This is a genomic window from Blochmannia endosymbiont of Camponotus modoc (assembly GCF_023585785.1).
Lineage (GTDB): Bacteria > Pseudomonadota > Gammaproteobacteria > Enterobacterales > Enterobacteriaceae > Blochmanniella.
Genome location: NZ_CP097765.1, coordinates 383602 through 397667, shown reverse-complemented (window position 1 = coordinate 397667; position 14066 = coordinate 383602). Strand labels below are relative to the sequence as shown.

Sequence of the window (14066 nt, the reverse complement as noted above, 5' to 3'; positions counted from 1 at the left end):
TATTATGAACGGAAAATATGTAATTGTTGCATTTTATTCAAATAACGTGCTGTCATTGTAATGAGATATAAATTGTCATGTTAACACCATTTAAATTATTTACTAAAATTTTTAAAAATAGAAATGATCGCGTGTTACTTCGCATGAAGAAAGTGGTGGATATGATAAATTATATAGAAAAAGATATACAAAAGTTAAACGATAGTCAACTTGCTTCTAAAACGAATGAGTTTCGTGCATCTATTGAATCAGGTGTAAACCTCGAGAATTTATTACCACAAGCATTTGCTGTAGTACGAGAAGCTATTAAGAGAATATTTAACATCCGTCTTTTTGATGTCCAATTGTTGGGAGGAATAGTTCTTAACAGTAGATGTATTGCGGAAATGAAAACTGGAGAAGGAAAAACTTTAACTGCTACTTTACCTGCTTATTTGAACGCATTAAGTGGTCAAGGAGTACATATCGTTACAGTTAATAATTATTTAGCACATAGAGATGCAGTAAATAATAAACCGTTATTTGAATTTTTAGGATTGACTGTTGGAATTAATTTACCGGGACTATCAGCATCTATGAAACGTGCAGCGTATACAGCAGATATCACCTATGGCACAAACAATGAATACGGTTTCGATTATTTACGTGATAATATGGTTTTCGTCCCAGAAGAACGGGTACAACGAGGATTACATTATGCGTTAATAGATGAAGTAGATTCTATTTTGATTGATGAAGCTCGTACCCCATTAGTTATTTCTGGGCCATCAGATGATACTTCTTTATTATATTTAAAAATCAACGAATTAGTCTTTAGAATAATTCAAAAAAATAAAAGCAACATAGATAATTTACAAAAAGAAGAATATTTCGCAGTTGATGAAAAATCCAGACAAGTTATACTTACTGAGAATGGATTAGTATTAATAGAGCAATTATTAATTAAATCTGGAATCATGAACCAAGGAGAATCATTGTATTCATCAGATAATATTATATTGATGCATCATGTTAATGCAGCATTTCGTGCTCATATTTTATTTGCTTGTGAAGTGGATTATCTTGTTAAAAATGGAGAAATACTTATTATTGATGAACACACAGGTCGAGTTATGCCTGGTCGTCGATGGTCAGATGGATTGCACCAAGCAATAGAAGCTAAAGAACATGTAACTATTCAAAATGAAAATCAAACATTAGCTTCAATTACATTTCAAAATTATTTTCGTTTATATGAAAAATTATCTGGTATGACCGGTACCGCTAATACTGAAGCATTTGAATTTCAATCTATCTATAAATTAGATACTATCGTTATACCGACTAATCGTCCTATGATTCGTAATGATTTTCCAGATATAATTTATATGACGGAACATGAAAAAATTGAAGCTATTATTAATGATATCAAAGATTGTGTTAAGAGAAACCAGCCAGTGTTAGTAGGAACTATATCAATTGACAAATCTGAGATTATTTCTCATGCTTTAAGTCAGATCGGAATTATGCATAAAGTTTTAAATGCGAAATTTCATGCTGCAGAAGCAGATATTATAGCACAAGCAGGATATCCTGGTGCGGTGACTATTGCTACGAATATGGCTGGGCGTGGCACTGACATTATATTAGGAGGAAATTGGCGAGCAGAAATTACTGCGTTGCATAAATCAAATACATGTAAAATTTTAAACATTAAATCTGATTGGGAAAAACGTCATCATGCAGTATTAAAATCTGGAGGGTTACATGTCATTGGTACTGAACGGCATGAATCTCGCCGTATCGATAATCAATTGCGTGGACGATCTGGACGACAAGGAGATATAGGTTCGTCTAGATTTTATTTATCAATGGAAGATTCATTAATACGTATTTTTGCTTCCAACAGATTAGTGAACATGATGAAAAAATTAGGAATGAAATCAGGAGAATCCATTGAACATCCATGGATTACTAAAGCTATTGCTCATGCTCAAAAAAAAGTAGAAAATCGTAATTTTGATATTAGAAAACAATTATTAGAATATGATGATGTAGCTAATGATCAGCGTCGCGTTATTTATGAACAACGTGATAAATTATTAAATATATCAGATATCAGTGACATTATTAAAAATATTCGTTGTGATGTTGTTGAAAAATTATTTAATATTTATATTCCTCTGGAAATTATAGAGGATAAAAGGGATGTAATAAAATTAGCAGAATGTTTGAAGAAAGATTTTTGTTTAGAGTTACCTCTTCTAAAATGGATAGAAGTAGAGCCTAGATTATATGAGGAAAAAGAAATATTACGTCAACGTATATTAGAAAATATGACACAGAAATATGAACATACTAGAAAAATAATTGGAATAGATATTATGTGTTCTTTTGAAAAAGAAATTATGTTGAGAACGTTTGATGTACTGTGGAAAGAGCATTTAGCGTCAATGGATTACTTACGTCAAGGAATTCATTTGAGAGGATATGCACAAAAAGATCCGAAGCAGGAATACAAAAGAGAATCATTTTCTATGTTTACTAAAATGTTAGATCATTTAAAATATGAAGTAATAAGCGAAGTGAGTAAATTAGTAATAGAATTATTCAATAAAAAAGAATCTATTTTAAATTCAACTAATAAATATAATGATTTTCAATCCATAAACACGCAAGTAATGAATACTAAATTGTTATCGATAGATCGTTTAAGTCAACATACATTAACTAAGAATAAAATAGTGAGTCGCAACGATGCTTGTCCTTGTGGATCTAATAAGAAATTTAAAGAATGTCATGGTAAAATTGTAAATAAACGTCATTAATACATACAAAGTGTTTTGATTTAACATTATTTTAGTCAGTTATATAGTAAATATAAGTTGATATTATTTTTTTAATCATCACATTTAACTCAAATCTATAAGTAATAAATGCTTGTAAAATATAAACGTATATATACGCATGATTATGATGTTTATAACCATAATTTATGTGAATATTGTTGTGTTATTTATGACGAAACAATTTCGTATGTTGTTTGCTACAATATAAATACAGTATAATTTCGAGTGTTGTTTTATTTACTAAAAATAGTGTTTTTTAGTAATTATTTTTTCTGCCTTCAGATAATCTTGATGGAGATCAAGAATACATTGTGTCATTCCATCAATACTTTTGTTATTTTCAATAACGTTATCAGCATAGTTTAACCTATGCTGACGGGATACTTGCGATAATAAAATATTTTCAGCATATTGTTTGTGTATTTTATCTCTACTGATAATTCGATTTAACTGAATATCAATGGGTACATCTATCATTAGTATGTGATCTGCATATTTTTGTAAATTATTTTCTATTAACAATGGAACAACCCATAAAATATAAGATGATCGACTGGATAATATATTTATTGTTTTCTGAGTTTCTTGTCTAATAAGCGGATGCAACAATTGTTCAAGCCATTCCTTGTCTTTAGGATTGAAAAAAATAATTTTTTTTAACATGGATCTATTTAATGATCCATTAGAAAATAAAATATGGGGTCCAAAATGTTTAGTTATCATACGTAAAGCAATACTGCCAGGTTGTGTGATGTTTTTAGAAATCACATCAGCATCTATGACAGATACTTTTTTTGATAAATTAGAAAATTTTTTAGCAACAACACTTTTTCCAGAACAAATACCACCGGTAAGCGCAACAATATAAGACATAATTTGATGTGTGTTATTAAATAAAAAATGTTTTTATGAAATGTTTTTCTAAAAATTATAAAATTAAATTAATATTAAAAAATATTTAGAACGATATCTGACAAACTTGTATAACGACACTTTATTTTTATAGTAAAAAAAATAGTATTTTTTTATAAATATCCGAATAATACTGTTCATTTTTTCAATATTTCAAGCCTCAATAAAATTTATTAACGATCTTATTACGTAATTAAAAAATTTTCTATAATTAATGATAATTCGTTATTAAAATAATTTTAATAACGTAAAAGTTGTTTATAAATCTGTACATAATATATATATAATAATTATTACACATAAATAATTATATAATCGATCCGAGTTTATTTGTAAGCTTACATATATATCATAATGTTTATGATCATAAACATTATGATATATATGTCTATTATATTATATTTAAATATAATATAATCATTATAATTTCAATATATAATTGAAATTCATCGTGTGTTTGACGATATTGGAGGAATTATATAAAAATAATGAAATTTTAAAGAAAATATTGATATGAATTGCTTTGAATATATATAAACAGGAGCAAATATATGTCAACAAAATCACCGAGCAGTCGTAGACATTCTTCTTTGAATGTATTAATAATTGCTGGAGTTACACCGTATCAACGAAAACCTAATGAAGAATATATGAGTTCTAATCAACTTTTACATTTTAAACGTATCCTTAAAACATGGAAAAATCAACTCAAAAAAGATTTAGGATATTCTGCGTTATGTGCGCAAGACCAGGCATCTATCAATTTTCCAGATCCAGTAGATAGAGCGGTGCAAGAAGAAGAATTCAATATTAAATTACGTAATCGGGATAGAGAATATAAACTTATTGAAAAAATTGAAAGAACCTTAAAAAAAATAGATACAAATGAATTTGGATTTTGTGCTTCATGTGATGTAGAAATCGGCATTAGAAGATTAGAGGCTCGTCCAACAGCTGATTTATGTATTGATTGTAAAACTTTAGAAGAAATTAAAGAAAAACAAATGACCGGATAGATGGATAGATTGTTAATAAAAAAAATTCATATATGCATTATATGATATAATTTTAGAAAATTAGTTTTTGAATACTGTAGATGTAATTTTATTATGGCTATTGATTTAGTTTCTATTTCTTCTGATCTGTTTTACAGAATAGACATTATTTATCTAAATATTTATGTGATATTTTAAATTTTTGATATTATCTAAGATTTTTTTCATGAAAATGAAAGGATCGGTAATTTGATAATTGATTGACTGAGATATGTAATAAAATGGAACGAGTTTGGGTGAGCATTGGTAGTAATATGTTAAATCCAAAGCAACAAGTGGATCGCGCTATATGGTCTCTTTCTAAGCTTCCAATGACTAGACTTATAGATTTTTCTTCCTATTATCGTAGTCTACCATTAGGAGATAAAAATCAGCCCGATTTTCTAAATGCAATAATAATTCTAGATACTAATTTATCTCCAAAAGAATTATTAAGTCATATGCAATATATCGAACGAAAACAAGGGCGACGACGATCACGTGATTCTCTTATATGGCAGCCACGTACGTTAGATTTGGATATTTTATTATTTGGAAAATATTTTATATGTAGTCCTGAATTGATAATACCGCATCATGGTATGTTGAACCGAGAGTTCGTACTTTATCCATTGATGGCGTTAGATAATAATTTAATTTTTCCTGATGGGAGAATTATAACAGATATCGTTAAAACTGTACCTAAAAATGGTTTAGATTTTTGGAAGGAATAATATAAAAAATTGAAAATATATATTAACTATACGTAGACTGCTGTATGTATTGTTTTTTTTAAAATAAATTAGATAATATATATTTAATTAAAGATCTAATGATATCAATAGTATTGATATATGTGTGTTGTTCGTTTAATGTGGTAGATATATTGATATAATTGTTAAAAATTTTATCAAATAACACATTTTTTATTATTGTTTTTACTGTAATTTGTAGAAATTTATGTAGCTTTAGAAAAATTTTGTCACTATTACTTAGAATAATTAATAAAAATTTTATAATTAATACATATAATATTTTTTTTGATATACTGTATAGTATACCTAATTTGTTATATCGTATATAACGAGTACACTTCGTGCTTATACATAAGTGTTGTATTTAGAAAACGTATTAAAATATTTTATTGTTGAATTAGAATATATTTAATAAAAATTTTACGATTACAAAAAATATTTGATGTTTAGTTATCGTATATTTACGTACATACATATTGTGAATATTACGATACATAAATTTATTGATAATAAAAATATACACTTATTCGATATCATTTGGCATATAGATAATTTATGATTTTTAAAATTAATTAATATTTATTATTCTAATAAATGTGATGTTTTTTATTATTTTTTGATGAATACGAATAGCTGTTGATATATAGTCTATCAACAGTTGCGTTGAAATATATCGGGCATTAGTAATGAGTCAAAAAGAACGTTTATCCTCATAGATTTTTTGATATTATTAATTAAAAATTAAAATTTATTTAATTGCATTAATTACATAATATTGCTATCGAACTTGAAAGTTATTCTGATTATATTCGGTAGTTTAAATGTTTATTATATTTTCAAATTTGATAATTTTTCTATATCTATTGCTAATAGAGAAAAGTTTAATTTTAAACATTTATAAAAATCTATTTTAATTATACCATGAATATAGCATGATCATATGATACGTAGTAATCAAAGTATCACTATTTAATTTATATAAATTTAGTGATTTTATATAAGTTTTTCCGTTGATAAGATCTTATTAAGTAAGAGCAAAAAATGTCAGCAATGTCTTTTTTTGAGTTGTAATAAAAGAAACTTGTATACTATAAGGGATATGGAGATAAGAATTATAGATTAGTTCATGCAGCACCTACAATATTTTCTCTTTAACATTAAAGAGAAAATATTGTGTCTTATAATTATAAGATCATGTATTCTACATCTCAAATGAATACATTTAAAATACATTGATTAGATATGTATATTTCATCCGTAAAAATCTAAAGTCGTATACGTTACTTTTTCTGTTAGTATGTTTACTGTTTATCAAAAAATAGAGTTTTATTAATTGAAACCCCATGTATATTTTCATTATGTTTAATTAAATCATAAAAATATTTTTTAATTTTATATGTCAACACTCGACGATATTTTTTAAATTATGAATACTTTTTGTTTTTTAACTGTGTTATGTATTAATAATAGTAAAAAAAATTTTATGATCGTGTATATATTTTGTAGATAAATACTCGTATTCTGAGCGTATAAATATATAGTTATAAGTAATATATTTATTTATTCATTGTATGGTTTTTAATAGAAATTAACTTCATTATATACCTTATAAATTGTAATAGACTATACAACCATAAAGTATATTTGTAAGCTAATTTATTTATTTAAAATCTTAAAAAATCATGTGAAATTTATTGTATTTGTTTTTTTATATTAGGCAAATCAGTAATTGAGCCATTATGAATAGATGCTGCTAATCCTATTGATTCATATAAGGTTGGATGAGCATGAATGGTGAGAGTAATATCTTCTACATCGCATCCCATTTCAATGGCTAATGCGATTTCTCCTAATATTTCACTAGCATTCGTGCCTAATATTGATCCCCCAATAATTCTGTTCGTTTTTTTATTAAAAATTAATTTGGTTATGCCTTCTTTGCAATCTTCAGTAATTGCTCGACCTGAAGCCATCCACGGGAAAAGTGCAACTTCATAATCTATATTTTTCTCTTGAGCATCTTTTTCAGTATATCCAACCCACGCTATTTCTGGGTCAGTATATATAATGGATGGAATTATTATTGGATCAAAACAACGTTTTTTACCAGAAATAACTTCTGCAGCTACATGTCCTTCATGAATACTTTTGTGAGCTAGCATTGGATATCCAATAATATCTCCAATAGCAAAAATGTGTTGCACATTAGTACGCATCTGCTTATCTACAGAAATGAAGCCATATTCATTTACATTTACTCCCGCACGTTCGATATTCAACATGTTACCATTTGGAGCACGCCCAATTGCTACTAATAATGCATCATAACGTTGAGTATTTTTTAATAAAGTTTGTTTATTTTCCATAGTTACATAAATACCATCTTGCTTCGCATCTACTATGTTAATTTTAGTGTTTAAAATTAAATTAATATTTTTATTAATTATTTTAGTAAAAATATTAGTAATATCTTCATCTAAAATTGGCATAATTCGATTACACATTTCTACTATATCTATTTTTGATCCAAAAGCATGATATATTGTTGCCATTTCTAAACCTATAGCTCCTGAACCTATAATTAGTAAACGTTCGGGTATTGATTGTAAAGATAAAGCATCAGTTGAATTCCAAATTCGATGATCATTAGGAATACATGGTAGTGACACAGTATGTGATCCTGCTGCTATAATAGCGTAATTGAATGCTATTTCTAAGGTCATTTCATTGTTTTCAACTTGAATAGTATGACTATCAATAAATTTACCAACTCCATCAATTACTTTAACGTTCCGATTTTTTGCCATAGCACTTAAACTATTTGACAATTGATCAATAATTTTATCTTTCCAAGAGCGCGCCTTATCAAGATCAATATGTGTTTCTCCAGACAGAATACCATATTTATTGAATTTCTTTTTTGTTTCAATTAGTTTGGCAATATATAACAGTGTTTTAGAAGGAATACAACCAACGTTGAGACACACTCCACCTAAATCAGGATAACGTTCTACTATTGTAGTATCCATACCTAAATCAGCGCAGCGAAAAGCCGCAGAATATCCTCCTGGTCCAGCACCCAAAACAAGAGTTTGAGTTTTTATTTTTATATGCATAATATAATGCCCTCAGTTTTTGATTAAAACTATTTATTATAGTATCTAATTTGATAGAAATATGCATTTCTATAGTATAGAATTTATATATGGTACGGATATTATCATATCATATCTCAATTTAAGCGAGATTATCTTTAACTATAAAGGCACGAAAAGACAATTTTTAAAAAAGTGAAATCTTTAAATCTATTTTTATGTGATTAGTTAATTTACATAGATAATAGTCTTGTATCAGCAATTATTTTATTAATAAGTGTCATAAATCGAGCACCATCAGCTCCATCAATAACACGATGATCATATGATAATGACAAAGGCAGCATTAAACGCGGAGTAAACTTTTTTCCGGTCCACACTGGTTTTATAAAAGATTTAGACATGCCTAAAATAGCTACTTCTGGAACATTAACAATTGGAGTAAAAGCCGTACCCCCTCCTATACCCCCCAAATTGGATATAGTAAAACTTCCTCCTTGCATATTAGCAGGAGTCAATTGATTCCCAGTACGAGCTTTCCTTGAAAGCTCTTCCAACTCTTGTGATAATAAAATAATACCTTTCCTATTTACATCATGGAGAACGGGTACTAATAAACCTTTAGGAGTATCCACCGCTATGCCAATATTAATATATTTTTTCAAAATTAGTGTTTCACCGTCTTGAGATAAAGAACTATTGAATCGTGGTAACTCTTCTAATGCTTTTGCAACTGCTTTCATAACAAAAACTAAAAGTGTAATTTTGCAATTTATTTTTTTCTTTTCAATGTCAATGTTTTGTTGTTTTCTAAAACTCTCTAAATCGGTAATATCAGCTTCATCAAATTGTGTTACATGTGGAAGCATAATCCAATTTCTTTGTAAATTTGCACCAGAAGTTTTTTGTATTTTGCTTAGCATTACGGTTGTAATATCGCCAAATTTACTGAAGTCTATCTTCGGCCAAGATAATATGGGTAGTAATTGATTAGATTGAATAGATGACATACGGTTTGTATAACACATTGAGATATCGTTTATATAACTTTGAATATCTTCTTTTAAGATACGTCCCTTACGACCACTACCTTTTACTTTTGACAAATCTATTCCGAGTGTACGAGCCATATGACGCACTAACGGTGTAGCATGAGCATGTATCATAACATCATGATGTACATCATCATTACATATCACTCCTTTTCTTTTATCGTTGTTTGTTACAATATAAGGAGAAGGAACAACATTTTTTTTATCATTAATAGTAAAAGAATTAGTATGATTTTGCACATCAAGTAGTAAAATCAAAGATCCTGTATGTACTTTATCTCCAACATGGACATAAATTTTAGTAACAATACCAGAACAGGAAGATGGTATTTCCATAGATGATTTGTCGCCTTCAATTATAATAAGTGGCTGATTAGTATTAATATTATCTCCTATTTTTACCATTATTTCTGTAACTTCTAATTCATCCTCTCCAATATTTGGTATATTAATTTCAATTGTCATCATGTTACCTCTTATATTAGACGTGGATTAATTTTATCAGGGTCAATATCAAATATTTTGATAGCGTTTAGAACAACATCAGCGCGAATATGGCCTTTTTTTACTAATTGGGCTAATGCGGCAGTCACCACATAACCTGTATTTACTTCAAAATGATGTCGTAAATTTTTTCGACTATCGGAACGACCAAATCCATCTGTGCCTAATACAAAAAAATGATGGCCTGGAATAAAACATCTAATTTGTTCTGCAAACAATTTCATATAATCAGTAGCAGCTATAGTGGGAAAATCATTCAATATGGTAGTAATGTACGGTATTTTTGGTATATCCATAGGATGTAACATATTCCAGCGTTCGCAGTCTTGCCCATTCCTTGCTAATTCAGTAAAAGAGGTAACACTATATACATCAGAACTTACGTTATATTCTTGAGATAAGATTTTAGCTGCTTCACGAACAAGACGTAAAATAGCACCAGATCCCATCAATTGAATTTTTCCATGTTTTCCCGATAAAGATTCTAACTTATAAATTCCTTTTCTAATACCTTCTTCAACTCCTATCGGCATGGCTGGCATATGATATTTTTCATTTAATGTAGTTATATAATAATATACATTTTCTGGATTACTTCCGTACATACGCATGAGGCCATCTTGTATAATAACAGCAATTTCATATGCATATGCTGGGTCATACGAAATGCAATTAGGAATTGTTAATGACTGAATATGACTGTGACCATCAGCATGTTGCAATCCTTCTCCATTTAAAGTAGTTCGACCAGATGTCCCTCCGATCAAAAATCCTCGAGCTTGTTGATCAGCAGCAGCCCAAAAAAAATCTCCGATTCTTTGAAAACCAAATATTGAATAATATACATAAAATGGTATCATGGGGAAGTCGTTAGTACTGTATGAGGTAGCGGCTGCCAACCACGATGCTGCTGCGCCCAATTCGCTGATACCTTCCTGTAAAATCTGACCTTGTTTATCTTCACGATAATATGCAAGTAAATCATGATCTTGAGGAGTGTATTGTTGTCCCATAGAGCTATAAATACCGATTTGACGAAATAGCCCTTCCATCCCAAAGGTTCGGCCCTCATCAGCAATTATGGGTACTAGTCTATTTTTAATTGGGGTGTATTTTAGTAATATATTTAGAACACGTATAAATGCAAGAGTAGTAGAAATATCTTTATTTTGTTGTATTAGCAAAGGATAAAAATGTTCTAATGTTGGTAGTTCTAGAGAATTAGTAGCATGTTGCAACCTATTTGGAATATATCCAAACAATGTTTTACGTCGCTCATGTAAGTATATGTGTTCCTGAGAACCTTCTTTAAATTTTAAATAAGGTAAAGATTCAATTTGGTCATCTTTGACGAGATTTAAGTTAAATCTATCCCTAAAATAACGTATCCCTTTTATGTTAATTTTTTTTATTTGATGCGCAACGTTCATTCCTTCTGCACTAGAACCCATACCATAACCTTTAACAGTATGCGCCAGTATTACAACAGGTTTTCCAGAACTATTTTTAGCTTTTTCTAAAGCAGCAAATACTTTTTTAGGATCATGTCCACCGCGATCTAATGCCCAAATTTCAGAGTCACTCATATCGTCTACCAACGCGCTAGTTTCTGGGTATTTACCAAAAAAGTGTTCACGTACATAAGCACCATTTTTAGATTTAAACGTTTGATAGTCTCCATCAACAGTTTCATTCATAAGTTGAATTAGCTTGCCGCTAGTATCTTTGCGTAACAATGCATCCCATTTACTTCCCCAAATAACTTTAATTACCTCCCACCCTGATCCTTTAAATATGTTTTCTAAGTCATTAATAATTTTTCCATTTCCTATTACTGGACCATCTAATCGTTGTAAATTACAATTAATAATAAAAATTAAATTATCCAATTTTTCTCTAGCAGCAATATTAATCGCTCCTTTAGATTCAGGTTCATCCATCTCTCCGTCTCCTAAAAAAGTGTATACTGTTTGCAAAGTGGTGTCTTTTAGATTTCTATTATTCAAGTATTTTAAAAATTTTGCTTGATAAATTGCACTAATTGCAGCAAGACCCATGGAAACTGTAGGAAATTGCCAAAAATCTGGCATTAATTTTGGATGAGGATATGAAGGAAGTCCTAAATTTTTTACTTCTTGGCGAAAATGATTTATTTGGTCCTCATGTAATCGTCCTTCAAGAAAAGCACGAGCATATATACCAGGTGAAATATGACCTTGAAAATATACTAAGTCACCGCCATCGTGCTTATTACGCGCACGAAAAAAATGATTAAAACATACTTCATATAATGTAGCAGAAGATTGGAATGAGGCAATATGACCTCCTAAATCCAAGTTTTTTTTTGATGCATGCAATACCATCATAATGGCATTCCAACGCACAACAGCACATATACGTTCTTCTATTTCTAAATTTCCGGGATATTCTGGTTCATCTTCAACTGGAATAGTATTTATATAATCATTTGTTATTTTATTATTAGAAATAATAACGCCATTATTACAGGCTTCATGTATGATTTGATTCATTAAAAATTGAGCTCGTTCAATACCTTCTCTTTGAATAACTGAAGAAATAGATTTTAACCAATCCTGTGTTTCTATGGGATCCACATCATCAGATGAACGTTCTAACATTGTAGTATTTCCTTAATGTATTTAAAGTATGTTCGTATTTATGTTAATATTATAAGTATTGTAATAAAATATTTACGTGTGTTTGAATGTATAATGAAAAAAATAATTTTTAAAAATTGTTTTTAACAAATTAAAATATTTGCTATGGAAAAACAATATTCAGCAATTCAATGAATGTATGATGGCTCTATGACATTCTATGATCTTTTCTCTAAGAGAAATTAATAATGAAATGAAGAATTAAAAAATAATATTTAAAAAAATATTATTTATAAATTTTTTGTACCAATTCTTTATAAGATATCATTGATTTAAATGATCGCACTAAAATGTATAAGAGACTTATTTTTATACCAATACTCACTTGTGTATATTATATAATTTAAATTAATAATATTATATCATCGTAAGATAGTTTCATACATATCATCATAAAATTGAATTATATTTCAGATCTTTTATAATAAGACATTCAAAATACATTTTAATTTTTTATTGTGTTTAATCGTGATGTATATTTTATATACAGTATCAATATTTTGATTATATTTTCAAATATGACAAACAAAAAAATAATACCTGAATATTTGATAATAATAAGTGAGATGGTGTTAAGATTCATGGTGTATATATTATTAACTAATTTTCAGATAGTATTATCACGGGTAATAATAGGATACAATGGTAATTGTATTGAATGATGTCTATTATATACATGCAATGAAATGTATTATATTCAATGTTGTACCGCATCCAAGCTTGTTAGTTGTACATATGATGGATTTTTAACTTTAGTTACAATCTACATACTAGTATGAATGCCAAGTACATTCGAGAATTTATATATAATAAAATATAATTATGGATATGTTCAGTTTATTATATAATTTTAAACATTTCTGCATGCAGAGAAATATTATATTAACAATTCTTTCTGGAATTAATGATAATAGCTTATCACAACATTACACGAATTGCTTCTTCACATCAGAAATAATCTACAATAACAACATCTATGTTATATAGATACAATATAGAAATTTTTATATCATATTCTTATTCGGTTATAATTATAAAAATTGAAAATTTCAGATATTGAAATTATTTGATCATCAAATTCAATTTTAGAAATTTTATGTATGATCGAGTTATTTTAATTTTATTTTGTGTCTATTTTTATAGAATAAGAAAAATTCGAAAATTTTTAAAAATAAAACACCAACGTAATCTATACTTTCAGTATACCA

At 28.2% G+C, this 14066-nt stretch carries 7 protein-coding genes; 3 read left to right on the top strand and 4 right to left on the bottom strand.

The annotated features are described in order from the left end of the window. Positions 1-77: 77 nt before the first annotated feature. Positions 78-2807 carry a preprotein translocase subunit SecA gene (gene secA / locus M9396_RS01705; RefSeq protein WP_250256873.1) on the top strand — a complete coding sequence of 910 codons (2730 nt, stop codon included), beginning with the start codon at positions 78-80 and terminating at the stop codon, positions 2805-2807. A gap of 261 nt (positions 2808-3068) precedes the next feature. Here secA and coaE read toward each other — a convergent pair whose 3' ends face one another. Beyond that, a complete protein-coding gene (gene coaE, locus M9396_RS01700; protein WP_250256872.1) occupies positions 3069-3701 on the bottom strand; it encodes a dephospho-CoA kinase in 633 nt (210 codons plus the stop codon). A 590-nt stretch (positions 3702-4291) separates the two neighbouring features. Between coaE and dksA the strand changes: the two genes are divergently transcribed. Beyond that, positions 4292-4756, top strand: coding sequence for an RNA polymerase-binding protein DksA (dksA, locus tag M9396_RS01695; protein WP_250256871.1), 465 nt, complete (start codon positions 4292-4294; stop codon positions 4754-4756). Positions 4757-5016: 260 nt separating this feature from the next. Next, the gene (folK, locus tag M9396_RS01690; RefSeq protein WP_250242009.1) at positions 5017-5508 is read left to right on the top strand and encodes a 2-amino-4-hydroxy-6-hydroxymethyldihydropteridine diphosphokinase; all 492 of its coding nucleotides are present in this window, start codon (positions 5017-5019) and stop codon (positions 5506-5508) included. 1712 nt (positions 5509-7220) lie between these two features. On the opposite strand, the gene lpdA is transcribed toward folK, so the two are convergent. The 3 genes from lpdA to aceE form a co-directional block, all read right to left on the bottom strand. Further along, a complete protein-coding gene (gene lpdA / locus M9396_RS01685; RefSeq protein WP_250256870.1) occupies positions 7221-8645 on the bottom strand; it encodes a dihydrolipoyl dehydrogenase in 1425 nt (474 codons plus the stop codon). Between the two features lie 212 nt (positions 8646-8857). Further along, positions 8858-10141: a dihydrolipoyllysine-residue acetyltransferase gene (gene aceF, locus M9396_RS01680; protein WP_420022216.1), complete on the bottom strand. Its 1284-nt coding sequence runs from the start codon at positions 10139-10141 to the stop codon at positions 8858-8860. 11 nt (positions 10142-10152) lie between these two features. After that, on the bottom strand, positions 10153-12819 hold the full coding sequence (gene aceE / locus M9396_RS01675) for a pyruvate dehydrogenase (acetyl-transferring), homodimeric type (protein ID WP_250256866.1): 2667 nt from the start codon (positions 12817-12819) through the stop codon (positions 10153-10155). Positions 12820-14066 lie beyond the last annotated feature (1247 nt).

Coding starts and splice junctions, on each gene's coding strand:
- secA (WP_250256873.1), top strand. CDS start 78: ATGTTAACACCATTTAAATTATTTACTAAAATTTTTAAAAATAGAAAT.
- coaE (WP_250256872.1), bottom strand. CDS start 3,701: ATGTCTTATATTGTTGCGCTTACCGGTGGTATTTGTTCTGGAAAAAGT.
- dksA (WP_250256871.1), top strand. CDS start 4,292: ATGTCAACAAAATCACCGAGCAGTCGTAGACATTCTTCTTTGAATGTA.
- folK (WP_250242009.1), top strand. CDS start 5,017: ATGGAACGAGTTTGGGTGAGCATTGGTAGTAATATGTTAAATCCAAAG.
- lpdA (WP_250256870.1), bottom strand. CDS start 8,645: ATGCATATAAAAATAAAAACTCAAACTCTTGTTTTGGGTGCTGGACCA.
- aceF (WP_420022216.1), bottom strand. CDS start 10,141: ATGACAATTGAAATTAATATACCAAATATTGGAGAGGATGAATTAGAA.
- aceE (WP_250256866.1), bottom strand. CDS start 12,819: ATGTTAGAACGTTCATCTGATGATGTGGATCCCATAGAAACACAGGAT.